23 protein-coding genes and 1 pseudogene are annotated in these 25,865 nt (G+C 70.7%); 15 read left to right on the forward strand and 9 right to left on the reverse strand.

The window, feature by feature from the left end; all coding sequences use genetic code 11:
* The first annotated feature begins 22 nt into the window (after positions 1–22).
* From OG254_RS41945 to OG254_RS41970, 6 genes are all read left to right on the forward strand, one after another.
* Entirely contained in the window at positions 23–1,174 is a 1,152-nt protein-coding gene (locus OG254_RS41945) for an NAD(P)/FAD-dependent oxidoreductase (RefSeq protein ID WP_405592780.1), read from the forward strand.
* Positions 1,171–1,473, forward strand: coding sequence for a (2Fe-2S)-binding protein (locus tag OG254_RS41950; RefSeq protein ID WP_405592782.1), 303 nt, complete (start codon positions 1,171–1,173; stop codon positions 1,471–1,473). The genes OG254_RS41945 and OG254_RS41950 overlap by 4 nt, the downstream gene beginning before the upstream one ends.
* Positions 1,466–2,893 carry an FAD-dependent oxidoreductase gene (locus OG254_RS41955; RefSeq protein ID WP_405592784.1) on the forward strand — a complete coding sequence of 476 codons (1,428 nt, stop codon included), beginning with the start codon at positions 1,466–1,468 and terminating at the stop codon, positions 2,891–2,893. The genes OG254_RS41950 and OG254_RS41955 overlap by 8 nt, the downstream gene beginning before the upstream one ends.
* Positions 2,894–2,968: 75 nt before the next feature.
* On the forward strand, positions 2,969–3,865 hold the full coding sequence (locus tag OG254_RS41960; protein WP_405592786.1) for a dihydrodipicolinate synthase family protein: 897 nt from the start codon (positions 2,969–2,971) through the stop codon (positions 3,863–3,865).
* A 14-nt stretch (positions 3,866–3,879) separates the two neighbouring features.
* Positions 3,880–4,881, forward strand: coding sequence for a proline racemase family protein (locus OG254_RS41965; RefSeq protein WP_405592788.1), 1,002 nt, complete (start codon positions 3,880–3,882; stop codon positions 4,879–4,881).
* Between the two features lie 78 nt (positions 4,882–4,959).
* On the forward strand, positions 4,960–5,655 hold the full coding sequence (locus OG254_RS41970) for a GntR family transcriptional regulator (protein WP_147992990.1): 696 nt from the start codon (positions 4,960–4,962) through the stop codon (positions 5,653–5,655).
* Here OG254_RS41970 and OG254_RS41975 read toward each other — a convergent pair.
* Together OG254_RS41975 and OG254_RS41980 are read right to left on the reverse strand one after the other, a co-directional pair.
* Positions 5,606–6,434 (reverse strand): annotated as a pseudogene (locus OG254_RS41975) (MerR family transcriptional regulator). The gene OG254_RS41970 and the pseudogene OG254_RS41975 sit on opposite strands and share 50 nt — an antisense overlap.
* Before the next feature lie 22 nt (positions 6,435–6,456).
* Positions 6,457–7,320, reverse strand: coding sequence for an alpha/beta fold hydrolase (locus OG254_RS41980; protein WP_405592790.1), 864 nt, complete (start codon positions 7,318–7,320; stop codon positions 6,457–6,459).
* A gap of 90 nt (positions 7,321–7,410) precedes the next feature.
* Between OG254_RS41980 and OG254_RS41985 the strand changes: the two genes are divergently transcribed.
* The 6 genes from OG254_RS41985 (at position 7,411) to OG254_RS42010 (ending at position 15,583) form a co-directional block, all read left to right on the forward strand.
* Complete coding sequence (locus OG254_RS41985) at positions 7,411–8,409, forward strand: LacI family DNA-binding transcriptional regulator (protein WP_405592792.1); 999 nt, start codon at positions 7,411–7,413, stop codon at positions 8,407–8,409.
* A 131-nt stretch (positions 8,410–8,540) separates the two neighbouring features.
* Positions 8,541–9,890, forward strand: coding sequence for a sugar ABC transporter substrate-binding protein (locus OG254_RS41990; RefSeq protein ID WP_351192363.1), 1,350 nt, complete (start codon positions 8,541–8,543; stop codon positions 9,888–9,890).
* 6 nt (positions 9,891–9,896) lie between these two features.
* Positions 9,897–10,853, forward strand: coding sequence for a carbohydrate ABC transporter permease (locus OG254_RS41995; protein WP_405592795.1), 957 nt, complete (start codon positions 9,897–9,899; stop codon positions 10,851–10,853).
* The gene (locus OG254_RS42000) at positions 10,850–11,710 is read left to right on the forward strand and encodes a carbohydrate ABC transporter permease (protein ID WP_405592797.1); all 861 of its coding nucleotides are present in this window, start codon (positions 10,850–10,852) and stop codon (positions 11,708–11,710) included. Before OG254_RS41995 ends, OG254_RS42000 begins: the two co-directional genes overlap by 4 nt.
* Positions 11,711–11,764: 54 nt before the next feature.
* Entirely contained in the window at positions 11,765–13,366 is a 1,602-nt protein-coding gene (locus OG254_RS42005; protein WP_405592799.1) for a glycoside hydrolase family 13 protein, read from the forward strand.
* 75 nt (positions 13,367–13,441) lie between these two features.
* Entirely contained in the window at positions 13,442–15,583 is a 2,142-nt protein-coding gene (locus tag OG254_RS42010) for a discoidin domain-containing protein (RefSeq protein ID WP_405592801.1), read from the forward strand.
* On the opposite strand, the gene OG254_RS42015 is transcribed toward OG254_RS42010, so the two are convergent.
* The 4 genes from OG254_RS42015 to OG254_RS42030 are packed head-to-tail and all read right to left on the reverse strand — an operon-like array spanning position 15,552 to position 18,912.
* On the reverse strand, positions 15,552–16,379 hold the full coding sequence (locus tag OG254_RS42015) for an ABC transporter ATP-binding protein (protein ID WP_405592803.1): 828 nt from the start codon (positions 16,377–16,379) through the stop codon (positions 15,552–15,554). The two genes, OG254_RS42010 and OG254_RS42015, sit on opposite strands and share 32 nt — an antisense overlap.
* A 24-nt stretch (positions 16,380–16,403) precedes the next feature.
* Entirely contained in the window at positions 16,404–17,180 is a 777-nt protein-coding gene (locus tag OG254_RS42020) for an ABC transporter permease (protein WP_405595519.1), read from the reverse strand.
* Positions 17,180–17,947, reverse strand: a complete 768-nt coding sequence (locus OG254_RS42025; protein WP_405592805.1) for an ABC transporter permease — start codon at positions 17,945–17,947, stop codon at positions 17,180–17,182. Before OG254_RS42025 ends, OG254_RS42020 begins: the two co-directional genes overlap by 1 nt.
* The gene (locus OG254_RS42030) at positions 17,944–18,912 is read right to left on the reverse strand and encodes an ABC transporter substrate-binding protein (RefSeq protein ID WP_405592807.1); all 969 of its coding nucleotides are present in this window, start codon (positions 18,910–18,912) and stop codon (positions 17,944–17,946) included. The genes OG254_RS42025 and OG254_RS42030 overlap by 4 nt, the downstream gene beginning before the upstream one ends.
* Positions 18,913–19,078: 166 nt before the next feature.
* On the opposite strand from OG254_RS42030, the gene OG254_RS42035 reads away from it, so the two are divergent.
* On the forward strand, positions 19,079–19,930 hold the full coding sequence (locus OG254_RS42035; protein ID WP_405592809.1) for an IclR family transcriptional regulator C-terminal domain-containing protein: 852 nt from the start codon (positions 19,079–19,081) through the stop codon (positions 19,928–19,930).
* On the opposite strand, the gene OG254_RS42040 is transcribed toward OG254_RS42035, so the two are convergent.
* Genes OG254_RS42040 through OG254_RS42050 form a run of 3 tightly spaced genes read right to left on the reverse strand, consistent with a single transcriptional unit; the run spans position 19,845 to position 22,050 of the window.
* A complete protein-coding gene (locus OG254_RS42040) occupies positions 19,845–20,783 on the reverse strand; it encodes a PDR/VanB family oxidoreductase (protein WP_405592811.1) in 939 nt (312 codons plus the stop codon). The genes OG254_RS42035 and OG254_RS42040 overlap by 86 nt on opposite strands.
* A complete protein-coding gene (locus OG254_RS42045; RefSeq protein WP_405592813.1) occupies positions 20,780–20,983 on the reverse strand; it encodes a hypothetical protein in 204 nt (67 codons plus the stop codon). The genes OG254_RS42040 and OG254_RS42045 overlap by 4 nt, the downstream gene beginning before the upstream one ends.
* Complete coding sequence (locus OG254_RS42050; protein ID WP_405592815.1) at positions 20,980–22,050, reverse strand: Rieske 2Fe-2S domain-containing protein; 1,071 nt, start codon at positions 22,048–22,050, stop codon at positions 20,980–20,982. Before OG254_RS42050 ends, OG254_RS42045 begins: the two co-directional genes overlap by 4 nt.
* 283 nt (positions 22,051–22,333) lie before the next feature.
* Between OG254_RS42050 and OG254_RS42055 the strand changes: the two genes are divergently transcribed.
* Together OG254_RS42055 and OG254_RS42060 are read left to right on the forward strand one after the other, a co-directional pair.
* Positions 22,334–22,852 (forward strand): hypothetical protein, encoded by a 519-nt coding sequence (locus tag OG254_RS42055; protein WP_405592817.1) that lies wholly within the window; start codon positions 22,334–22,336, stop codon positions 22,850–22,852.
* Between the two features lie 51 nt (positions 22,853–22,903).
* On the forward strand, positions 22,904–25,822 hold the full coding sequence (locus OG254_RS42060) for a M48 family metalloprotease (protein WP_405592819.1): 2,919 nt from the start codon (positions 22,904–22,906) through the stop codon (positions 25,820–25,822).
* The last annotated feature ends 43 nt before the right edge of the window (positions 25,823–25,865 follow it).

Below are 25,865 nucleotides of genomic sequence, written 5' to 3' on the forward strand. Positions count from 1 at the left end.
TGGTGTGTGACATAGTACTGGCGTGAGCGAGCGACTGACCTGCGACGTCGTGGTCGTCGGAGCCGGCATGGTGGGCGCGGCCTGCGCGCTGTACGCGGCCCGGGCGGGCCTCGACGTGATCCTCGTCGACCGTGGCCCGGTGGCCGGCGGCACCACCGGCGCCGGCGAGGGCAACCTCCTCGTCTCCGACAAGGAACCGGGCCCCGAGCTGGATCTCGCCCTGCTGTCCGGCCGGCTCTGGGGCGAACTGGCGCGGGAGTTCGGGACGGCCGTCGAGTACGAGGAGAAGGGCGGTGTCGTCGTGGCCTCGTCCCCGGACGGACTCGCGGCGCTGGAGCGGTTCGCCGACGGGCAGCGCGCCGCCGGAGTCGTCGCCGAACCGGTCCCGGGCGACGCCCTGTACGCCCTCGAACCCCACCTCGCACCCGGCCTGCCGGGCGGCGTCCACTACCCCCAGGACTGCCAGGTCATGCCCGCGCTGGCCGCCGCCCACCTCGTCCGCGGCTCGGGCGCCCGCCTGTTCACCGGCCGGACGGTGACCGACGTCCTGCGCGCCCCGGACGGCGCGGTGCGCGGCGTCCGCACGGACCGGGGCGACATCCACGCCCCGGCGGTCGTCAACGCGGCCGGCACCTGGGGCGGTGAACTCGCCGCACTCGCGGGCGCCCCTCTCCCCGTCCTCCCGCGCCGGGGCTACGTCCTGGTCACCGAACCCCTCCCGCGCATGGTGCGTCACAAGGTCTACGCCGCCGACTATGTGGCCGACGTCGCCAGCGACTCGGCCGCGCTCCAGACCTCCCCGGTCGTCGAGGGCACCGCGGCGGGCCCGATCCTGATCGGCGCGAGCCGGGAACGCGTCGGCTTCGACCGGACCTTCTCGCTGCCCGTAGTCCGGGCGCTGGCGGCGGGCGCGACCCGGCTCTTCCCGTTCCTGGCCGACGTCCACGCGATGCGCGCCTACCTCGGCTTCCGCCCGTACATGCCCGACCACCTGCCCGCGATCGGCCCCGACCCCCGCGTGCCCGGACTGCACCACGCCTGCGGCCACGAGGGCGCCGGCATCGGACTGGCCACCGGCACCGGCCACTTGATCGCGCAGGCACTGACCGCGAAGACGCCCGACCTGGACCTGACGCCGTTCCGCCCCGACCGCTTCGCCCAGGAGGCCGCATGAGAACCCCTCTGGAGCTCGCCGACGCCCACCCGGGCCCGGCCTTCACGGTCACCCTCGACGGCCGTGAGATCCAGGCCCTGCCCGGCCAGACGGTCGCCGCCGCGCTGTGGGCGGCCGGGGTCACCTCCTGGCGGACCACCCGGGGGGAGGGCCGTCGGCGCGGCGTCTTCTGCGGCATCGGCGTCTGCTTCGACTGCCTGATCACCGTCAACGACCGCCCGAACCAACGGGCCTGTCTGGTGCCATTGCACCCCGGCGACGCGATCCGGACGCAGGACGGGACGGGGCACGATGACTGACCGCGACAGCGACCGTGAGCGGGTGGCGGCCCCCCACCTCGCCGTGATCGGCGCGGGGCCCGCCGGGCTCGCCGCGGCCGTCGCCGCCGCTGCCCGAGGGGTCAGGGTCACCCTGCTCGACTCGGCGGCGGAGGCGGGCGGCCAGTTCTACCGGCAGCCGGCCGCCGGGCTTCGGGCGCGCAGCCCGCAGGCCCTGCACCATCAGTGGCGGACGTGGGAGCGACTGCGGGACGGGCTGGCCGCCGACGTGGCGGCAGGCCGCGTACGACATTTGACGGATCATCACGTCTGGTTCGTCGAGCGCCGCCCCGACGGCGGATTCACCGTGCACGCCCTGCTCGGCCCCGAACAGCACGACCCGGCCGAGGTGCGCGCCGATGCCGTGCTGCTCGCCACCGGCGGTTACGAGAAGGTGCTGCCGTTCCCCGGCTGGACCCTTCCCGGCGTCGTCACGGCGGGCGGTGCCCAGGCCATGCTCAAGGGCGCCCTCGCCGTCTCCGGACGCACCGCGGTCGTCGCCGGGACCGGGCCGCTGCTGCTCCCCGTGGCGACCGGGCTCGCCGCCGCCGGGGTCGAGGTGGCGGCGCTCGTGGAGTCCGCCGACCCGAAGGCGTTCGTGCGGCGCACCCGAGCGCTGGCGGCCCAACCCGGCAAGGTCGTCGAAGGCGCGCAGTATGTCTCCCAGTTGCTGCGTCACCGTGTGCGGGTGCTCCCGCGGCACACCGTCGTCGAGGCGCACGGCACCGAGCGGCTGGAGGCGGTGACCGTCGCGGCGCTCGACGCCGACGGGAGGGTCAGGCCCGGCACCGGGCGCCGTATCCCCTGCGACACGCTCGCCGTCGGCCACGGGATGCTTCCGCACACCGATCTCGCCGAGCCCCTCGGCTGCCGCCTCGACGGACTCGCGGTCCATGTCGACGACGAGCAGCGCACCGACGTGCCCGGCGTCTGGGCCGCGGGGGAGACGACCGGCATCGGAGGCGCGGCGCTCTCGCTCGCCGAGGGACACATCGCCGGGCGGTCGGCCGCCGCCCGTTTGCGCGGTGTGCGGCCCGACCCCGGCGAGTGGATGGCGGCCGCGAGGACCCGTACCCGGCTGCGCGCCTTCTTCGCCGCGCTCGACTCCGTGTACGCACCGCCGGCCCACTGGGCCGAGCAGGTCACCGACGACACCGTCGTCTGCCGCTGCGAGGAGGTCACCGGCGGTGCGATCCGTACGGCCGTCTCCGAACTGGGCGCCGGGGACGTGCGGACCGTGAAGCTGCTGACCCGGGCCGGGATGGGGTGGTGTCAGGGGCGGGTGTGCGGGCCGGCGGTCGCGGGGCTCGCCGGGTGTGCGCTCACGCCGTCGCGCAGGCCCTTCGCCCGGCCCGTGCCGCTCGGGGTGCTCGCGCGGGCGGGGGAGAGCGGGGACGACTGAGCGCCGAAGCCGCCGGGCGCATCGCACAGGCACCTACTCAATGCAATGTCACACTCCACTGAGAGGGAACTCCAGATGACCGTCACCGAGAACCGTCCTTGGCGCGGCGTCCTCGTCGCCACCGCCCTCCCGCTCGACGACGACCTCCGCGTCGACCACGACAAGTACGCCGAACACTGCTCCTGGCTCGTCGAGAACGGCTGTGACGGTGTCGTGCCGAACGGCAGCCTCGGGGAGTACCAGGTGCTCACCCCCGAGGAGCGGGCGAAGGTCGTGGAGACCGCCGTCGCCGCGATCGGCGGCTCGCGGGTGATGCCCGGCGTGGCCGCCTACGGTTCGGCCGAGTCCCGGCGCTGGGCGGAGCAGGCCCGTGACGCGGGCTGTACGTCCGTGATGCTGCTGCCGCCCAACGCCTACCGTGCCGATGAGCGGTCGGTGCTGTCGCACTACGCGGAGGTCGCCAAGGCCGGCATCCCGGCGGTGGCGTACAACAACCCCATCGACACCAAGGTCGACCTCGTCCCCGAACTGCTTGCCAAGCTGTACGGCGAGGGCCACATCCACGCGGTCAAGGAGTTCTCCGGCGACGTCCGACGCGCCTACCAGCTCGCCGAACTCGCCCCGGAACTGGACCTGTTGATCGGTGCCGACGACGTCCTGCTGGAGCTCGCGCTCGCCGGCGCCAAGGGCTGGGTGGCCGGCTACCCGAACGCCTTGCCCCGGTCCAGCGTGGAGCTGTACCGCGCGGCGGTCGGCGGCGACCTGGGTACCGCCAAGAAGCTCTACGAGCAGCTGCACCCGCTGCTGCGCTGGGACTCCAAGGTCGAGTTCGTGCAGGCGATCAAGCTCTCCATGGACATCGTGGGCCGACACGGGGGAAGCTGCCGTCCACCGCGGGTGCCCCTGCTGCCGGAGCAGGAGTCCGCGATCCGCGCGGCCACCGAGAAGGCCGTCGCAGCCGGACTGGCGTGAAGGAGGCTGGACCCATGCGCAGCAAACTCGTCCTGCACGCCGTCGACTCGCACACTGAGGGCATGCCCACCCGGGTGATCACCGGCGGCATCGGGACCGTCCCCGGCGCGACCATGAACGAGCGGCGCCTGTACTTCCGTGAGCACCGCGACGACATCAAGCAGCTCCTGATGAACGAGCCGCGCGGCCACTCGGCGATGAGCGGCGCCATCCTCCAGCCGCCCACCCGCCCCGACTGCGACTGGGGCGTGCTCTACATCGAGGTCTCGGGCTATCTGCCGATGTGCGGACACGGCACGATCGGGGTCGCGACCGTGCTCGTCGAGACCGGCATGGTCGAGGTGGTCGAACCGGTCACGACCATCCGCCTCGACACCCCGGCGGGCCTGGTCGTCGCCGAGGTCGCGGTGGAGGACGGCGCCGCGAAGGCGGTCACCCTCCAGAACGTGCCGTCCTTCTCCGTCGCCCTCGACCGCAAGATCACCCTGGCCGACGGACGCACGGTGACCTACGACATGGCGTACGGCGGCAACTTCTACGCCATCCTGCCGCTGGAGCAGTTCGGGCTGCCCTTCGACCGCTCCCGCAAGGACGACATCCTCCAGGGCGGCCTCTCCCTCATGGCGGCAATCAACGCCGAGGAAGAGCCCGTCCACCCGGAGGACCCGTCCATCCGCGGCTGCCACCACGTCCACCTGATCGCTCCCGGCGCCACCGCCCGTCACTCCCGGCACGCGATGGCCATCCACCCCGGGTGGTTCGACCGCTCGCCCTGCGGTACGGGCACGAGCGCCCGCATGGCGCAACTGCACGCGCGAGGCGAACTGCCGCTGCACACCGAGTTCGTGAACGAGTCCTTCATCGGCACCCGCTTCACCGGCCGGCTCCTCGGCACCACCGAGGTCGCCGGCCGCCCCGCCGTCCTGCCCAGCTTCACCGGCCGCGCCTGGATCACCGGAACCGCGCAGTACCTGCTCGATCCGTCGGACCCGTTCCCTTCAGGGTTCGTGCTCTAGAGGGCGGGCCGCGGGGCGACGAAGCCGGGGATAATGACGCGTACCGCGTGACATTGCACTGCAACTAGGAGACACCGCATGGCCGCCCAGCGCACCGGCGCCCCGTCCACCGCAGCCGCCCCGGCGCTGCCCAGCCTGGGCGGCCAGAAGAGCAGCTACCGGGAGCGGGTCGCCGACGCCCTGCGGGCCGCGCTGATCGCCGGGGAACTGCGCCCCGGCGAGGTGTACTCGGCTCCCACGCTTGCCGCCCGCTTCGGCGTCTCGGCGACCCCGGTGCGCGAGGCCATGCTCGACCTGGTCAAGGAGGGCCTGGTCGACACGGTCCCCAACAAGGGTTTCCGGGTCACCGCCGTCTCCGAGAAGCAGCTCGACGAGTACACCCACGTCCGGGCGCTCATCGAGATCCCCACGGTGGTCGAGCTGGCCCGCACCGCCGACAAGGTCTCCCTGGAGGCGCTGCGCCCCGCCGCCCGGGAGATCGTCCAGGCCGCCGTCTCCGGTGACCTCATCGCGTACGTCGAGGCCGACACCCGCTTCCACCTCGGCCTGCTCGCCCTCGCCGGCAACGCCCACCTCGTCGAGGTCGTCGGCGACCTCCGCAAGCGCTCCCGCCTCTACGGCCTCACCGCACTCGTCGAGGCCGGCCGCCTCCTGGCTTCGGCCGAGGAGCACCTGGAACTCCTCGACGCGCTGATCGCCCGCGACGAGAAGGCCGTACGCGAGGTCATGACCCGCCACCTCGGACACGTCCGGGGGCTGTGGGCAGCGAAGTAGGCGGTCGCAGACCTGAGTTCACGCGCTCGAGCTTGGTCCAGCCCCGCCAGCCTCGCTCCTTCAAGAGCTCGATCAGTCGACGGGCAGGGGGCACGGTGTGGAAGGCCAAGTCGTCCATCAGGGGGATGAGCGGTGGCTCGAGGTCGGTGTCGTCGACGTATTCCTCGCCCTGTTCGTCGGCCAGCCGCGTGAGCCAGGCGGCGAGTTCGTCGGCCAGCTCGACGAGCCGCGCGTCGTCGTCGGCACCGTCCAGTGCCCGGCTCAGGGCGACGTAGAAGCCGGTGAGCCGGGGGTCGGCGAGCTGCTTCCGCTTGCGTGCCATCCACTCAGGGACACGCTCGGGCGAGTGCGCGGCCAGCGGGATCCAACCGTCGTGCTCGGCTTGGACGATCCGATCATCGACGCCGAGGGCCCGCAGCCGGTCGAGATACTCGGCCACCTCCGACGGCAGCGCCAGGTTGTCCCCGGAAGCGAGGCGGGCGATGCGCTCACGGTGGCGCTGCCGCTCCCGGATCTCCGCCCGCAGCCGTTCGTCGATGTCCGCGATCCGCGGCGAATTCTTCCTCGTCGGCCCTCAACAGCTCGTGTACGTGCGCCAACGGGACTCCGGCCTCGGCGAGGGTGCGGATCCTGATCAGCTCGACCACTGCCCTGGCGTCGTACCTCCGATAGCCGGAGTGATCCCGCTCCGGTTCCGGGAGCAGCCCCTTGGCGTGGTAGTGCCGCACCGCGCGCACTGTCACCCCGGCGGACGACGCCAGCTCGCCGATGGTCAGCATGGGACCAGTCTCCTGCAGGTGCTCAGGAGGTGGGCCCGGCGACCGGGCGGTGTCCGCCGCGGATGATGTCGGCGATCTCCCGGGCGTGGGTGAAGACCAGCCGGTGATCGGCGCCGAGCCAGGACGTGGAGATGTGCGGCCGTTCGCGGACGAGTCGCTCGACGCCGGCGCGCCAGAGCCGGTTGTGCCGGGGCGCGCGCCCTTCGGTGCTGCCGCCGGCCATGGACGTCGACATGATCATGTGGATGGGGTGGTCGATCCTTCGGTACCGGTCGAGGATCGCGGAACGGATCACATCGATCTCGACGTTCAGGTCATGGATGTGCTGTGCGGTGAGCAGCACCCGATGCGCGGTGCCCTCGGCTCGCGCGGCTTCGTGTCGTTGCGCCAGCTCGTCCGCCATCGAGCGGAACTCCGCCAGGTCGGCCTCGGTGATGAACGGCTCGGGCAGCGGATTCGCCCTGTCGATGAGCACGAGCCCGCTGACGGCGTCAGGCCGCTCGGCGGCGAAATGGACGGCCAGGTCCGCGCCGAGTGAGTAGCCCACGAGCACGGGTGCCGAAGGCAGGTCGAGCTCCGCGAACACGACGGCGAGGTCGCATCGAAACGCGTCGAAGGAGTACCGGTCGGCGGCCGGGGCGAGGCCGTGTCCCCTGAGATCGAAGGTCACCACGTCGTGGTCGAGCCTGAGGAGTTCGGCCAGCTCGTGCAGGTCGGCCTGCGTCGAGTTCAGCCCGGGGCAAAGGACCAGCGGATGTCCCCGGCCGCCACGGGACACGGGGATCGTGACGCCGTCGTGGTGGACCGTGAAGTGCTGCGTCGTCTCGGGGGCGAGATGCGTCCTGCGCGGTCCAGCGGCCCCGGGCGCGTGGGATTTCGTCGTCATGCCCACCAGGCTGGAGGGTTGCCCCTGCGTCAGGGTCAAACAGCGGATCCCACGCAAGCCGCTTGCATTTCTTGCGCTACTCTTGCGCGCATGACGCGACGACTTGCTGAAGTGGCGAAGAAGGTCGGGGTCAGCGAGGCCACGGTCAGCCGGGTGCTCAACGACAAGCCCGGTGTCTCCGAGGCCACCCGGCAGGCGGTGCTGTCCGCGCTGGACGTCCTCGGCTACGAGCGGCCCACGCAGCTGCGCGGCGAACGCGCCCGGCTCGTCGGCCTCGTGCTGCCCGAGCTGCAGAACCCGATCTTCCCGGCGTTCGCCGAGGTGATCGGTGGCGCGCTCGCCCAGCTCGGACTGACGCCGGTGCTGTGCACGCAGACCAAGGGCGGGGTGTCCGAGGCCGACTACGTCGCGCTGCTGCTGCAACAGCAGGTGTCCGGGGTCGTGTTCGCCGGCGGTCTGTACGCCCAGGCCGACGCACCGCACGACCACTACAAGGAGCTCGCCGACCGCAACATCCCGGTGGTGCTGGTCAACGCGGCCATCGAGCACCTCGGCTTCCCGGGTGTGTCCTGCGACGACGCCGTGGCCGTCGAACAGGCCTGGCGGCACCTGGCCTCGCTGGGGCACGAGCGCATCGGCCTTGTGCTCGGGCCGGGCGACCACGTGCCGTCGGCGCGCAAGCTGGCCGCCGCGCGAAGCGTCGCCGGGGAGTTGCCCGAGGAGCGCGTGGCGCGGGCCATCTTCTCGATCGAGGGCGGTCACGCCGCCGCCTCCCGGCTGATCGACCGTGGCGTCACCGGCATCATCTGCGCGAGCGACCCGCTGGCGCTCGGGGCGATCAGAGCCGCCCGCCGCAAGGGGCTGCGCGTTCCGTCGGAGATCTCCGTGGTCGGCTACGACGACTCGGCGTTCATGAACTGCACCGAGCCCCCGCTGACCACCGTCCGCCAGCCCATCGAGGCCATGGGGAGGGCGGCCGTGGAGCTGCTGAACGCGCAGATCGGCGGCACCGCCGTACCGGCGGAGGAGCTGCTCTTCGAGCCGGAGCTGGTGGTGCGGGGGTCCACCGCCCAGGCGCCCCGCCCCTGAGATCCATCGGCTCACCCCCTCGATCCACCTAGCTGTTCAAAAATTTCAAATTTCGCGCGACATCTTGCGGACCGATGTCGCCGGTGCTTGAGTGTGCGGCGCCCACCGCTCCTGCCCAGAGGGGTCCACCGATGAGAAGCACCGGGTTCCGCCGTAGCCTTGCCGCGCTGAGCGTCTGCTCCCTCGCCCTGGCCGTCTCCGCCTGCGGGTCGGGCGGTGACGACTCGGCGAGCGGAAAGACCCGTATCACGGTCAACTGCATGCCGCCCAAGAGCGCCAAGGTCGACCGCCAGTTCTTCGAGCAGGACATCGCGTCCTTCGAGAAGGCCAACCCGGACATCGACGTCGTCGCGCACGACGCGTTCCCCTGCCAGGACCCGAAGACCTTCGACGCCAAACTCGCCGGCGGGCAGATGGAGGACGTCTTCTACACGTACTTCACCGACGCGGGGCACGTCGTCGACATCAACCAGGCGGCCGATCTCACCCCGTACGTCAAGGAGTTGAAGAGCTACGGGACCATCCAGCAGCAGTTGCGCGACATCTACACCGTCGACGGCAAGATCTACGGCATCCCGCGCACCGGCTACTCGATGGGCCTGATCTACAACAAGGCGCTGTTCGAGAAGGCCGGCCTCGACCCCGAACAGCCCCCGGCCACCTGGGACGAGGTGCGCGCCGCCGCCAAGAAGATCGCCGGTCTCGGCAACGGCACCGTCGGCTACGCCGACTACAGCGCCCAGAACCAGGGCGGTTGGCACTTCACCGCCGAGCTCTACTCGCAGGGCGGCGACGTCGTGAGCGCCGACGGCAAGAAGGCCACCGTCGACACCCCCGAGGGCCGCGCCGTGCTCCAGACCCTGCACGACATGCGCTGGACCGACAACTCGATGGGCAGCAAGCAACTCCTCGTCATCAACGACGTCCAGCAGATGATGGGCTCCGGCAAGCTCGGCATGTACCTCTCCGCCCCCGACAACATCCCGATCCTGGTCAAGGAGAAGGGCGGCGACTACAAGGACCTCGCGCTCGCCCCCATGCCCGGCGGCCAGGGCACGCTCATCGGCGGCGACGGCTACATGTTCAACAAGAAGGCGAGCCCCGAGCAGATCCGCGCCGGCCTGAAGTGGCTGGACCACATGTTCCTCACGCCCGGCGACGGCTTCCTCGGCGACTACGCCCGCGCCAAGAAGAACGACGCCCCCGTCGGACTGCCCGAACCCCGCCTGTTCACCGGCGCCGCCGACGCCAAGGATCAGCAGGTCAAGGAGGCCAACGCCAACGTCCCGGTGGAGAACTACCAGGCCTTCCTCGACGGCAACCAGAGCCTCGACATGAAGATCGAGCCGCCCAGCGCCCAGCAGATCTACTCCGTCCTGGACGGCGTCGTCTCCTCCGTCCTCACCAAGAAGGACGCCGACATCGACCAGCTCCTGAAGGACGCCTCGGGGAAGATCGACGGCATCCTGGCCCGAGGCTGACGGGCCATGACCAGGACGGCTCAGCGACGGACCGTCGCGAAGGTCGCGGTCCGCCCGATGCAGGCGCCGCCCCCGGCAGGGGACCGGAGGCGGCGCCGCCTCGCCGACCAGGCCCGCGCGTACGGCTTCCTCGTGGGCGGCCTCGTCTGCTTCGCCCTGTTCTCCTGGTACCCGGCGATCCGCGCGGTCGTGATCGCCTTCCAGAAGTACACGCCCGGCAGCGACCCCGAGTGGGTCGGCACCGCCAACTTCACCCGCGTTTTCGCCGACCCGGAGTTCGCCGCCGCCTGGCGCAACACCCTCACCTTCACGCTGCTCGCGCTCCTGATCGGCTTCGCGATCCCCTTCGTACTCGCTCTGGTCCTCAACGAGTTGCGGCACGCCAAGGCGTTCTTCCGGGTCGTGGTGTATCTGCCGGTGATGATCCCGCCGGTGGTCAGCGCCCTGCTGTGGAAGTGGTTCTACGACCCAGGGACCGGCCTCGCCAACGAGGCGCTGCGCTTCCTGCACCTGCCCACCTCGAACTGGTCCAACGGCGCCGACACCGCACTCCTCTCCCTGGTCATCGTCGCCACCTGGGCCAACATGGGCGGCACCGTCCTCATCTACCTCGCGGCCCTCCAGTCCATCCCCGGCGAGCTGTACGAGGCGGCCGAACTCGACGGTGCCAACCTCCTCCAGCGCATCCGCCACGTCACGATCCCGCAGACCCGCTTCGTGATCCTGATGCTGATGCTCCTTCAGATCATCGCCACGATGCAGGTCTTCACCGAGCCGTTCGTCATCACGGGCGGCGGCCCGGAGAACGCCACGGTGACCGTCCTGTACCTGATCTACAAGTACGCCTTCCTCTACAACGACTTCGGCGGGGCCTGCGCCCTCAGCGTCATGCTCCTCGTGCTCCTCGGCGCCTTCTCCGCCGTATATCTGCGACTGACCCGAACCGAAGGGGAGGACGCATGACCACCCGGACCCTTCTCTCCCCGGCGACCCTGGCCCGCCCGCGCGGCAAGGCCGCCTACTGGTCCGTCTTCACCGGCACCGTCCTGCTGTTCACGATCGCCTTCCTCTTCCCCGTGTACTGGATGGTGACGGGCGCGGTGAAGTCACCGGACGAGGTGGCGCGGACCCCGCCCACGGTCGTACCCGAGCAGTGGCATCTCAGCGGCTACACCGACGCCTGGGACCTGATGCAGTTGCCGACGCACCTGTGGAACACGGTCGTCCAGGCCACCGGCGCCTGGCTGTTCCAGATCGTGTTCTGCACGGCCGCCGCCTACGCGCTGTCCAGGCTGCGGCCCGTCTTCGGCAAGGTGCTCCTCGGCGGCATCCTCGCCACCCTGATGGTCCCGGCCCAGGCGCTGGTCGTGCCGAAGTACCTGACCGTGGCCGACCTGGGGCTGCTCAACGACCCGCTCGCCATCTGGCTGCCGGCCGTCGCCAACGCCTTCAACCTCTATCTGCTGAAGCGGTTCTTCGACCAGCTCCCGGGCGATGTCCTGGAGGCCGCCGAGATCGACGGCGCCGGAAGGCTGCGCACCCTGTGGTCGATCGTGCTGCCGATGTCCCGGCCGGTCCTCGGCGTGGTCTCGATCTTCGCGCTGGTGGCCGTGTGGCAGGACTTCCTGTGGCCGCTGATGGTCTTCTCCGACACCGACAAACAGCCGATCAGTGTGGCACTCGTCCAGCTGTCGCAGAACATTCAGCTCACCGTGCTCATCGCCGCGATGGTGATCGCCAGCATCCCCATGGTCGCGATGTTCCTGGTCTTCCAGCGGCACATCATCGCCGGGATCGGCGCGGGCAGCACCAAGGGCTGACGCCCCCGCCTTCCGGACGGCCGCCCTCCTCCTTCCGACAGAAAGGGCCGCACCGTGGCACAGTCCCGTCCTGCCGCCGCACAGTGGTGGCGCTCCGCCGTCATCTACCAGGTCTACGTCCGCAGCTTCGCGGACGGCGACGGCGACGGCACCGGCGACCTCGCGGGCGTCCGCGCCCGGCTGCCGTATCTCGCCGAACTCGGCGTGGACGCCCTGTGGTTCACGCCCTGGTACGTCTCACCGCTGAAGGACGGCGGATACGACGTCGCCGACTACCGCGCGATCGACCCGGCCTTCGGCACCCTGGCCGAGGCGGAGAAACTCATCGCCGAGGCACGTGAGCTGGGCATCCGCACCATCGTCGACATCGTGCCCAACCACGTGTCCGACCAGCACCCGTGGTTCCGCGCCGCGCTCGCCGCCGGCCCCGGCAGTCCCGAGCGCGAGCTGTTCCACTTCCGGCCCGGACACGGCCCGGACGGCGACCTTCCGCCCAACGACTGGCCTTCGCAGTTCGTCGGCTCCACCGAGCCGGTGTGGACCCGGCTGCCGGACGGGGAGTGGTATCTCCACCTGTTCACGCCCGAGCAGCCCGACCTCAACTGGGCCCACCCCGCCGTCCGCCAGGAACACGAGGACATCCTGCGCTTCTGGTTCGATCGGGGCGTGGCCGGCGTACGCATCGACTCGGCCGCGCTGCTCGCCAAGGACCCCGCGCTGACCGACCTCGCCGACGCGCCCCACCCGCACCCCTTCGTCGACCGCGACGAACTCCACGACATCTACCGCTCCTGGCGGACCGTCGCCGACGACTACGACGGCGTCTTCGTCGGCGAGGTCTGGCTCCCCGACCCCGAGCGCTTCGCCCGCTATCTGCGCCCGGACGAGCTGCACACCGCCTTCAACTTCGCGTTCCTGTCGTGCCCCTGGGACGCCGGGCGGCTGCGGGCGTCGATCGACACGACCCTCGCCGAGCACGCTCCCGTCGGCGCCCCCGCCACCTGGGTCCTGTGCAACCACGACGTGACGCGCACGGTGACCCGCTACGGCCGTGCGGACACCGGCTTCGACTTCGCGGCCAAGGCCTTCGGCACCCCGACCGACCTCGCGCTCGGCACCCGACGCGCGCGGGCGGCCGCCCTGCTCTCGCTCGCCCTGCCCGGCGCCGTCTACGTCTACCAGGGCGAGGAACTCGGCCTGCCCGAGGCCGACCTCCCCCTCGACCGCATCCAGGATCCGATGCACGCCCGCTCCGGCGGCACCGACCCGGGCCGGGACGGCTGCCGGGTGCCCTTGCCCTGGGTGGCCGAGTCGCCGTATGCGGGCTTCGGCTCGCGCGAGGAGCCGTGGCTTCCGCTGCCCGCCGACTGGGCCGCGTACGCCGCCGACCGGCAGGCAGCCGACCCCGGCTCGATGCTCGCCCTCTACCGCCGGGCGATCGAACTCCGCACGGAGTTCGGCGACGGCGCCCTCACCTGGCTGCCCGCGCCCGAGGGCGTGCTCTCCTTCACCCGCGCGCCGGGCGTGACCTGCCTGGTCAATCTGGCGGACACGCCCGCCGACCTGCCCGACCACACCGAACTCCTCCTCGCCAGCGGCCCGTTGGACACGGGCGGGCGGCTACCGAAGGACACCGCGGCCTGGCTGCGCGCCTGACCGCGGACCGCTATCCCCGCACCCCCACCACGAAGGGATCAGCACATGCAGTACACGCGCAGATATGTCAGGATCATGCCAACCGCGGTGACGGTCGCCCTCGCCGCCGGCCTGCTCACCACGACGGCCCCCACCGCGCACGCGGCCGCCGGCGCCACCCTCCCGTTCACCTCGGTCGAGGCCGAGTCCGCCACCACGACCGGCACGAAGATCGGCCCCGACTACACGCAGGGCACCCTCGCGTCGGAGGCCTCCGGGCGTCAGGCCGTACGCCTCGCCTCCGGCCAGCGCGTCGAGTTCACCGCACCGAGTGCGGCCAACGCCCTCAACGTCGCCTACAGCGTCCCCGACGGTCAGACCGGCTCGCTGAACGTGTACGTCAACGGCACCAAGCTCGCCAAGACCATCGCCGTCACGTCCAAGTACTCGTACGTCGACACCAGCTGGATCCCGGGCGCCAAGACCCACCACTTCTACGACAACGCCCGGCTGTTGCTCGGGCAGAACGTGCAGGCCGGCGACAAGGTGGCCCTGGAGGCCACGAACGCCCAAGTCACCGTCGACGTCGCCGACTTCGAGCAGGTCGCGGGGGCGGCGAGCCAGCCCGCCGGGTCGGTGTCGGTGACGTCCAAGGGGGCCGACCCCACCGGCCAGGGCGACTCCACGCAGGCCTTCCGGGACGCCATCGCCTCGGCGCAGGGCGGCGTCGTGTGGATCCCGCCGGGTGAGTACCGGCTCACGTCCTCCCTCAGCGGGGTACAGAACGTCACCCTCCAGGGCGCGGGCAGCTGGCACTCGATCGTGCGCACCTCGCGCTTCATCGACCAGTCGAGCTCTTCCGGAGGCGTCCACATCAAGGACTTCGCGGTCATCGGCGAGGTCACCGAGCGCGTCGACTCCAACCCCGACAACTTCGTCAACGGCTCGCTGGGGCCGAACAGTTCCGTCTCCGGCATGTGGCTCCAGCACCTCAAGGTCGGCCTCTGGCTGATGGGCAACAACGACAACCTGGTCGTCGAGAACAGCCGCTTCCTCGACATGACCGCCGACGGGCTCAACCTCAACGGCAACGCGCGCGGGGTGAAGGTCCGGGGCAACTTCCTGCGCAACCAGGGCGACGACGCGCTCGCCATGTGGTCGCTGTACGCGCCGGACACCAACAGCAGCTTCGAGAACAACACGATCACGCAGCCGAACCTGGCCAACGGCATCGCGATCTACGGCGGCACCGACATCACCGTCAGGAACAACCTGGTCTCCGACACCAACGCCCTCGGCAGTGGCATCGCGATCTCCAACCAGAAGTTCCTGGACCCCTTCCACCCGTTGTCCGGCACCATCACGGTCGACGGCAACACACTGGTGCGCACGGGTGCGATGAACCCCAACTGGAGCCACCCGATGGGCGCGCTGCGGGTCGACTCCTACGACAGCGCCATCGAGGCACAGGTGAAGATCACCAACACGACCGTCACCGACAGCCCGTACAGCGCCTTCGAGTTCGTCTCGGGCAGCGGGCGCGGCTTCGCGGCGAAGAACATCACCGTCGACGGCGCCACCGTCCGCAACACCGGCACGGTCGTCGTCCAGGCCGAGGCCCAGGGCGCCGCCACCTTCCGCAACGTCACCGCCACCGGCGTCGGCGCCGCCGGCATCTACAACTGCCCCTACCCGGCCAACTCCGGCACCTTCGCCCTCACCGACGGCGGCGGCAACTCCGGCTGGAGCAGCACCTGGTCCGACTGCTCGACCTGGCCGCAGCCCGGCCAGGGCAACCCCGACCCCGACCCGGTCCGCAACCTCGCCAAGGGCCGCCCGGCCACCGCCACCGGCTCGCAGGACGTCTACACGCCCGGCAAGGCGGTCGACGGTGACGCGAACAGCTACTGGGAGTCCGCCAACAACGCCTTCCCGCAGTCCCTCACGGTCGACCTCGGCTCGTCCGAGGCGGTGCGCCGACTGGTGCTGAAGCTGCCGCCGTCCGCGGCCTGGGGCGCGCGCACCCAGACCGTCACGGTTCTCGGCAGCACGGACGGCTCGAACTTCTCGACGGTCGTCGGCGCCACCGGCTACCGCTTCGACCCGGCCACCGGCAACACGGTCACCGTCGCCCTGCCCGGCAGCACCAACCTGCGCTACGTGCGGCTGTCGGTCAGCGCCAACACCGGCTGGCCGGCGGGTCAGTTCAGTGAGGTGGAGGCGTATCTGACTTCGTGACCTCGTCCTGAGTGACGGCGTCCTGAGGAACCCCGCGCTTCGCCGCCTGGATCTGCTCGTACACACGGGTGCGCAGTTCGGCGAAGCGCGGGTCCACGCGGGTGTGCAACTGGTCGCGCTCGGCGGGCAGATCGACCTTGAGCTGCTCCCGTACGACGGTGGGGGACGCGGACAGCACGATCACCCGCTCGCCCAGGTACACGGCCTCGTCGATGTCATGGGTGACGAACAGGATGGTGATGCCGCGCTCCCGCCACAGCCCCCGGACCAGGTCCTCCAGATCGGCCCGCGTCTGCGCGTCCACCGCCGCGAACGGCTCGTCCATCAGCAGCACCCGGGGCTCGTAGGCCAGCGCCCGGGCGATGGCGACCCGCTGCTGCATACCGCCGGACAGCTGCCACGGATACGCCCCCACGGCGTCCGCAAGACCCACCGACTCCAGCGCGTCCCGCACCAGCTCCCGACGCCGGGCCCTGCCCAAGTCCTTCTGCTTCAGCGGCAGTTCGACGTTCTCGCCGACCCTCATCCAGGGGAAGAGGCTGCGCCCGTACTCCTGGAACACGAACGCCATCCCGGGCGGCGGCCCGCTCACCCTCCGCCCCTCCAGGAGCACCTCACCGCTGGTCGGCGTGAGCAGCCCGCCCATGCACTTCAGCAGGGTCGTCTTGCCGCAGCCCGACGGCCCGACGAGACAGACGAGTTCCCCGGCGTCGACGGTGAGGGTGAGGTCGCGGACCGCCTCCACACGCCGCCCGGAACCCTCGTAGACCTTCTTCAGGCCGCGTACGTCGAGCATGACCCGCCCCTTCACGGTGTTCACTCAGGACCGCCGGGTGGTCGCGCGCAGACCGTGGTACCAGCCGAGCACCCGGCGCTCGACCAGCTGGAACACGACGGAGAGCAGGAAACCGAGCAGACCGAGGACGAGGATCCCGGTCCACATGTCGGGAATCGCGAAGCTGCGCTGGAACTGGACGACGGTGAAGCCGATGCCGTTGTTGGCGGCGAACATCTCGCTGATGACCATCAGGATGATGCCGATCGAGAGCGCCTGACGCAGCCCGGCGAAGATCTGCGGGCTCGCGGACGGCAGCACCAGATGACGCAGCCGGGCGATGCCCGTGACGCCGTACGAGCGGGCCGTCTCCAGCATCACCGAGTCGACCGCGCGCACACCCTCCACGGTGTTGAGCAGGATGGGCCAGACGCAGCCGCTCGCGATCACGACGATCTTCATCGTGTCGCCGATGCCCGCGAACAGCATGATGACCGGGACCAGCACGGGCGGCGGCACCGCCCGCAGGAACTCCAGGACGGGTTCGCACACCGCGCGCACCGCGCGGTAGGAGCCGATGACCGTGCCCAGCGCGACGCCGACCACGGCCGCCGTCGCAAAGCCCGCGAGCAGCCGCAGGAGGCTCGGCACGACGTCCGTCCGCAGCCGCTCAGCCGTCCAGACGTCCGGGAACGTGTTGAGGATCGTGCGCAGCGGCGGCCAGAAGGGATCCGTGCTGCCTGCCGACGCCGCCCACCACACGGCGACCAGCACCACGGGCAGCGCGACGACGAAGAGCAGCCGCAGCAGCAGGCGCCCGATCACACCGCCACCTCCCCGCGCACCGACTGGTGCCAGGCCAGCGCCCACCGCTCCACCGTGCGCGCGCCGACGTTGATGAGCAGCCCGAGCACCCCCGCGACGACGATGAGCGCGTACATCTCCGGCACCGCCTGTGAGGTCTGCGCCACCGCGATCTGCTGCCCCAACCCCGGTGCTCCGATGACGAGTTCGGCGGTGATCGCGAGGATCAGCGCCACCGCGGCGGCCAGCCGCACACCGGTCATGACGTACGGCAGGGCCGTCGGCCACAGCACATGGCGGATCCGCGCCCAGGTGCCGAGACCGTACGAACGCGCCGTCTCCTCGGCGACCGGGTCGACGTCCTGGACGCCGTACAGGGTCTGGATGAGCACCTGCCAGAAGGACGCGTACACCACCAGCAGGAGCACCGACCGCAGTTCGGTGCCGTAGAGCAGCACCGCCAGCGGGATCAGCGCCACCGACGGGATCGGGCGCAGGAACTCGATCGTCGAGGCCGTCGCCGCGCGCAGATACGGCACGACGGAGACGACCACGCCCGCGACGACGCCGGCGCAGACCGCGATCGCGAGGCCCAGCGCCCAGCCGGTGAGGGTGTCGCCGAGCGCCTGCCAGAAGGCGTCGTCGGAGAGTTCGTCCCCCAGGGCCGCGGCGATCCGGCTGGTCGGCGGGAAGTACGCCTCCTTGACCAGACCGAGCCGCGGCACCGCCTCGCCCAGGGCGAGGAAGGCCGCGAGCCCGGCCGCACCCAGCGCGACGTTCCTCACGGGAGGAGCGCGTCCAGGTCGGGCGTCTTCTTGAACAGGCCGTCCTCCTCGCCGAGCTTCATGAGGGCCTCGATGGAGGCGCGGTTCGGCTCGGCCGGCCACTTCGGCAGGATCACCTGGTCCAGCACCGCCTGCGGGATCTTGGTGTACGTGGTGACGATCTGCCGGGCCTCGTCCGGGTGGGCCTCGGCGTAGGCGAGGGACTCGGCGGTGGCGGCCTGGAACTTCTCGACCAGGTCCGGGTGTTGCTGCGCGTACTGCGCCGACGTGAAGTACATCGCGACGGTGAGCTCGGGGGCGATGTCGATCAACGGCGAGGCGATCTCCCGGCCGCCCTGGCTGCGGATGGTGGCGGTCGCCGGTTCGACCACGCACGCGGCGTCGATCTGGCCCTGGTCGAGAGCGGCGGGCATCTGGTCGAAGGCCATCTCGACGAGCTGCACCTTGTCCGGGTCACCGCCCGCTTCGCGCACCGCCTGCCGGACGGCGGTCTCGTTGATGTTCTTCAGCGTGTTGATGGCGACCTTCTTGCCCTCCAGGTCCTTCGCCGACTTGACGGGGCTGTTCTTCTTGACCATGAGGCCGTTGAAGTCCTTGCCCCGCACGCCGGTCGACGCGATGCCGTTGGCGACGGCCTTCACGGGCACACCGTTGGACTGGGCCACCATCAGGGACGTCACATTGCTGAAGCCGAACTGGAACTGACCGCTCGTCACACCCGGCACGATCGCGGCACCGCCCTGAGCGGTGGTGAACTCCAGCTTCAGGCCCTGCTTTTCGAACAAGCCCTTCTTCTGGCCGAGATACAGCGGCGCGACATCGACGATCGGAATCAGCCCGAGCTTGACGGTGGTGACCCCGCCGGACGACGCTCCCGCGTCCGGCGAGTCGCCGTCGGACGAGCCACAGGCCGTCCCGACGAGCAGCAGGGCGCCGGCGGCGAGACCGGCGGACAGACGACGCATGGCTCCTCCTGTACAGACAACGTGCAACGGTGTTCCGACAGGTTGTGCGCAACGCGCACAGTAGTGCGCGGGGTTGCTCAGCGGGAAGGTAGAAGCCTCAATCGCATCCGGTCAATGGGTTCACCAAGGTTCGCCGACAACATTGTTGACACTTCTGGAGGTGGCGATGTCCGCCGAAGCCCGCGCACCGCACTTCGTGAGGTCCTTCGAGCGCGGCCTGGCCGTCATCCGCTGCTTCGACGCCGACCATCCCGCCCGCACGCTCAGCGACGTCGCCCACACCTGCGACCTGACCCGCGCCGCCGCGCGCCGCCTGCTGCTGACCCTCGCCGACCTCGGCTACGTCCACCAGGACGGCCGCCTCTTCCGGCTCACCCCGCGCGTACTGGAACTCGGCTACTCCTACCTCGCCGGTTACACGCTGCCGCAGATCGTCGAGCCGCATCTGGAGCAACTCGTCGCGCAGGTAAGGGAGTCGTCGTCGCTGTGCGTCCTCGACGGCGACGACATCGTGTACGTCGCCCGGGTCGCCACGCGCCGCATCATGACGGCGTCCATCACCGTGGGCACCCGTTTCCCGGCGTATGTGACCTCGGTGGGCCGGGTGATCCTGGCCCACCTACCGGAGGCGGAAGCCGAAGTCCATCTGGAGCGCGCCGAGTTGAAGCCCTTGACCGCCCGCACCCTCACCACTGCGGACGCCCTGCGGGCGGAACTGCGCCGCGTCCGACGGCAGGGTTACGCCGTCGTCGACCAGGAGTTGGAGGAGGGGCTGCGGTCGGTCGCCGCCCCGGTGCGGGATCGCGGCGGCGACGTGGTGGCGGCCGTCAACATCGCCGTGCACGCCGGCCGCAACTCGATGGACTCCGTACGCCGCGACCTGCTGCCGCACCTGCTGGCGACGGTCGGCGGCATCGAGGCCGACCTGCGGATCACAGATCCAGGACCAGCCGCTGCCCCCGGCACCGGGACACACAGATCATCATCGTCTCGCCGCACTCCTGCTCCTCCCGAGTGAGCACGGAGTCCCGGTGGTCCGGGGCGCCGTCGAGGACGTCGGTCTCGCAGGTCCCACAGGTGCCCTCGGTGCAGGAGTAGAGCACCTCGATGCCGGCGGCCCGGACGGTGTCCAGTACGGAGACACTTGGGGTGACGGTCAGGGTCAGCCCGCTCCGCGCCAGCTCGACCTCGAACTCCGTGTTCTCGTCGCCTTCCTGCTCCTTCGGTGCGAACCGCTCCACGTGCAGCAGCCCGGCCGGGCACCGTTCCTCGACCGCGTCCAGCAAGGGACCGGGCCCGCAGCAGTAGACGAGCGTGCCGTCGGGCACCTCGTCCAGCACCGAGGCGAGGTCCAGCAGTCCCGACTCGTCCTGCGGAGCGATCGCGACCCGATCGCCGTACTGCCCCAACTCCCCGGTGAACGCCATCGATTGACGGTTGCGACCGCCGTACAGCAGCGTCCACTCGGCGCCCGCCGCCTCGGCCGCGGCGAGCATCGGCAGGATCGGGGTGATGCCGATGCCACCGGCGATGAAGCGGTAGCGGGGAGCGGGCTCCAGCCGGAAGTGATTGCGCGGGCCGCGCACCCGGACCTTGTCGCCCTGCCCCAACCGCTCGTGCACATGGGCGGATCCGCCGCGCCCGTCCGGCTCCCGCAGCACGGCGATCCGCCAGGCGTCACGGTCCGCCGGATCACCGCACAGCGAGTACTGGCGCTCCAGCACCGGCCCGAGCAGGACGTCGATGTGAGCGCCGGGTTCCCAGGCGGGAAGCTGCTCGCCCAGCGGGTGGCGCAGGGTGAGGGCGAGGACGCCGTCGGCCGCGAACTCCCGGCGGTGGACGACGAGTTCGGCTTCGTACACGTCGCTCATGAACTGTTCCCTTGTGGCTCGCGTCCTTGCGGCTGCTGTCCCTGGGGCTGGTGCCCCTGGGGGTGGGCGAGCATCCACTCCCACATCTCCACCGGGTCCTGCGCGGTGTGCTCGCGGCCGCAGTGGCAGGTGCCGTGCAGGACGTCGGTGCCCGGCAGCCAGTCGATGCGGTAGATCTCGCCGGTGGGACCGGCGCTCACAGGACCTTCTCCACGGGCTTGTCGCCCTCCTCGACCAGGCGGGCGAGGATACGGCGGGCGGCCAGGCCGCCGGTGTCGATGTTGATGCTCAGCTCCTGGTAGCCGTGGCGCTCGGTGCCGAGGGTCTTCTGGAGCAGGTTGAGGGCGGTGACGTCCTGCATGACGACCGTGTGGTTGTTGCCGCGCAGGAACTCGGTGACCTCGTCGTCGTCCGTCGCCCAGTCCCGCGAGACCGCCCAGAAGTCGTACACCTTGCCGTCGCCGGACGGAGTGATGGCGTAGGTGACCTCGGTGTGGAAGCCGCCGGGGTCGCTGCCGTCCGGCTCGGGCACCACGCCGACGGGCGCGACGCGGCTGTGCAGCAGATACAGACAGGGGGCGTGGTACTCGATGTCCTGCCAGCGGGTGATCCGGCCCTCGATACCGGTCGACCTGGCGTAGAACGGCGGGCACTCGGCGTCGTCCATGTGCCGGCTCACCCGGACGATCCCGGCGCCTTCGTCGACCTCCGTGGTGATCGGCGTCTCGGCGACCTCGGGGGTGCCGATGTAGCCGCCGTGGAGGTAGGTCTCGTGGGAGAGGTCGAGCAGGTTGTCGACGAGGAGCCCGTAGTCGCAGTCGATGGGCTCCATGCCGCGCACGGTGACCCAGCCGGGGGAGTCGAGGTGCCTGGCCCGCGGGATGCCCTGCGGGTCGGCGAGCGCCGGGTCGCCGATCCACACCCAGATCAGGGAGTCCTGCTCGACGACCGGGTACGAGGCCACGCGCGCCGTCCGCGGGACGCGTTTTTGCCCCGGCACGTACACGCACGTACCGGTCGTGTCGTACGTGAACCCGTGGTACCCGCACACGATCCGGTCACCGTCGAGCCGGGTCGGCGCCTCGGAGAGCGGGTAGCGCCGGTGCACACAGCGGTCGTGCAGCACGACGGGTGTCCCCTCCTCCTCGGTGCGGTAGAGGACGAGGGTCTCCCCGAGAATGGTCCGACCGAGCAACTCCCGCCCGACCTCGTGGCTGTAGGCGGCGACGTACCACTGGTTCCTGGCGAAGGCGGTGGTGTGCGGCATGGGGGCGGCTCCCGTCTTTGGGTGGTGGGGACATCGTCGGGACGGGCTGAACGGGGGCGCAATACCGCTTCCGTCTCCCGGAAGGCTGGTGGGAGGGAGCCTGGTCAGAGGGGTGAAGAGGTGGTGTTGCTCATCTCGGTGATCGTGGATGGCTCATTTGTGCCGGTTGTGATCGCGTGAATCCGTGCTGATTCTTCGGATTCCGTGCCAGAGTTTGCATTCGCGCGCGACTTGGCCGACTTGATGGGTAGCGAGCTTTCGGGGGACGGACATGGGTTCTGGGATGACCGCGCCGGTCGGCAGGAGTGTGCGCGACGTCGTACGTGAGGTGGTCGGGGACGTGGCGTCCGACGAACTTCCGCTCGTGGACGGGCTGTTCCAGTTCGATGACGGCACGGTCGTACGGCGGCTGAGGGGACGGGGTCGTCGACGGGAACCGCTGGGGTTCGGCTGGGGTGAGATCGCGATCCTGGTGACACCGGTCGTCTGGCTCACGGTGGACCAAGCGGCCAGGCGATTCAGCGACGTGATCGCCGAGGGAGTGGTGCAGCGAATCATGGCCGGCCTGCGCGGCGTTCTGCGCCGTCGCCCCGCTCCCGTCGTCGTCCCGCCGCTCACCCGCGAGCAGCTCGGGCAGGTGCGCGAGCAGGTGCTGCAGGCTGCCACGGAACGGGGCCTGTCCGAGCGGCGCGCCAAGGAGATCGCCGACGCCGTGGTGGCCCGGCTGGTGCTGGCAGAGGCGGGCGACCCACCGCAGCAGCCGGACAACCCGGCCGGCGGCAGCACCCCGGGCCAGGACTGAGCGATGGCTACGCCGGATCCCCGGGCGCCGCTTGCCGAGCGGGTGATTGGCGTGGGCACGACAGTTCGGTTCGCGATGCTGGTGATCCTGTTGCTGACGGCCAGCGGCGCGATGATCCTGCCCGTCCTCCAGGCGTTCCAGAGTGCGAACACCCTGAACTGCAATCTCGCGGCCGGGGTGGATCCCGCCAACATCGGCAACGGACCCGCCCTGGTCAGTGCCCTCAGCCAGGCCGTCCCGTACATAGCCTGTATGGCCGAGTACGCTCCACCGCCCCCATGGTGGGGGATCGCCGGGTGGCCGGTCCTGCTGTCCGGCGCGGCAGGCGTGCTGTTCCTCGTCCTTCCGGCCTGGAAGGGCAGACGCGGCCGGCTCGTGCCCCTGGAGTCGGTCGACCATGACGGCGAACTCGGCCGCCTGCTCGACGACTTGGCGGCGACGGCCGGCCTGGCCCGTACGCCGCGGGCTGTCGTCGACCCGGCAGCCGCTTCCACCGGCGCGGTGGTGTTCGGACGCAACGGCCGTCCGATCGTGTGTCTGCACGGCGGTCTCCTCGCCCGAAGAAGCGTCGAGGCCCAGCGCTTCCGGGCGGTGCTGCTGCATGAACTCGCGCACATCGCCAACCGGGACGTGACCCTCACCTACGTCACCATCTGCTTGTGGCGGGTGTTCCTCGCCATGGTGCTCGTGCCCTACCTGGTCTGGGAGGGCGACGTGATCTACGGGACCTACTTCGAGTTCGGGGCGTCGGACTGGCTCAGCGGCCTGCCGGCGACGACGCGGGGTGTGCTGCTTCCCGTCGTGATGGTGGCGCTGGTGTACCTCGCTCGATCGGACGTGCTCCACAGCCGGGAGGTCTACGCCGACCTGGCGGCCGTCCGCTGGGGCGCGGACCCGAAAGGCTGGGCCGTCACGGAGCCGGAGCCGGCGCCGACGGACAGCGCGCTGCGGCGGGCTTTCGCGTCGTTCCTGGACGTGTGGCGTACCCACCCGCGATGGGAACTGCGCCGTGACGTCCTGGCCGATCTCTCGCCGCTGTTCGGCATCCGCGCGCTGTCGATGTTCCTGACCGGGACCGCGGCGACACTGATCCACTCCTATGTGCTGAGCTACCTGTCGCCGTACTACCTGGCCGGCGGGTGGCTGAACCAGGCGGTGTTCCTGGCCTCGGCAGTCCTCGTCACCGGGGTGGCCGGGATCGCGCTGTGGCGGGCGGTGGTGCACGCCGCCCTGACGGCGGGCCGACCGCCCTCGGGAGTGCGGGCGGGGCTGTGGCTCGGCGCCGGGATGGCGGCCGGCAACCTGATCACCGGGTTCGGCTCGGGCGCCGAGTGGTTTCCCAGCCGGCCGCAGTTCCTGCTGCTCGTCGTATGCGCCGGCGTGGCATACGCCTGGTGGGTCACCCAGTGCGCCCGCCTGTGGACCAGAACCTGGCGGGGGCGGACGCTGCGCCCGGTGCTGCTGCTCAACCTGGCGGCCGGCGCCTTGGTGCTGTGCTGCTGGCTTGCCTGGTGGGGGCAGGCCGGGGCGCCGTACGCGAGCGGATTCTCGTTCTCTGCCGCCGGGGTGCACGCGGCCCTGCAGTACGACTTCCCCGGCTCGTTCACAGGGCACCCGGCCATGTTGTCCGCGATCACCGCGGTGCTGCCGCCGGTCCTGAACGCGCTGGGTCCACCCCTGCTCCCCGCCGCGGTCGCGGTGTTCTGGGTGGTGCCACTGCTGGCCTGGGCGATCGGGCCGAGCACGGCCACGCCCCGCTGGGCCGAAGGCGCCCTGCCCGACACCGGCGTCCTCGTGCAGCCGTCCGGGGAAGGCCTTCCGCCGCTGGGGCGGGTGCTGCGGGCGGGAATGGTGGGTGGGGTCGTCGCCTGGATCGCCGTCGTGGGTGTGCAGGCGTACATGCACACCTGGCAGCCCGGCCCCCAGCAGCGCGGGGGCATTTTCGTGTGGAGCTATCTGGCTTGGCTGTTCGTGGCCCTGGTGTTCGCGACGGTGATCGCGGCCGGCGCGGCAGCAGCGAGAAGCGGTCCCCACCGGCTGCTCGGCACGCTGATCGCAGCTGAGACGGCGGCCCTGGTGGGACTCGCGGGGCTGCTTCTGCTCGTCTCTTCGGACGGTTGCGTTGGGCCGCTGAACACCCTTGAGTCCGGCTGTACTTGGACACCTGCCTGGCAGCTGCTGGGGTCGGCGTTCCTGACCTTGGTGAACGGCACACTGCTACTCGCTGCCGTCCTGGCCGTGCTCGTGGCCGCTGTCGGATCAATCTGCCGGCGCCTACGGCCGTCCCCGCCACGGCGGTCGGCACGGACATCCCCTCCCCTCAGGAATGACCCGCGGGCGGTTCGCGCTCTGCGGATCGGCGTGAGCGTGCTCTGCGTGGCGGCGGTGGGGATCGCCGCGACGGACACCGTCAGGCAGGCGCGGCAGAAGGTCCGGGTCGTCACCCCGGTGGCCGCACAACGATCCACGCAGCAGTGGGGAGGGGTCGCCGATGCGCCGGTGCCCGCCGACACACGAGCGCGACAGGTGTACGCCTGGTACCGCCTCGGTGGGCATTACCTGATCTGGCACGCCAATGCCCACTCCACCTACCTCGTCACCCAGCTGCGGGCCATCGCGGCTGCCAAGGACGCGAGCATGACCTCCCTGCGCCGGGTCCGCCCCACCTGCACCAACCTGAGCAACGTCGCGCGGTGGGCGAACGGCTCCTACTTCCGGATCCCCGATCCGCAGGCTCGGCTGCTCTGGCAGCAGTTCGGCGCCCAGGCGTCCAAGGGCAGCCAGGACTGCCAGAAGGCCCTGGACGAGCAGAACCTCGACCTCTTCGTCACCGCCGCAGGGGAACTCGGCCATGCGAGGAGGAGCGCGACAGCGGTCAAGAAGAGGGTCGACAAGGTGCTGCTGGACGCGGACTACGCGGCCCCCAGACATCCCGACTGGTACTTTGCCGAACCGCCCGGTGCTCGATGACGCCGGCTCGGTACCGCGCCCTCGGTCGGGTCGGCAGGCGGTC

The sequence above is a fragment of the Streptomyces sp. NBC_01092 genome (genome assembly GCF_045039535.1).
Lineage (GTDB): Bacteria > Actinomycetota > Actinomycetes > Streptomycetales > Streptomycetaceae > Streptomyces.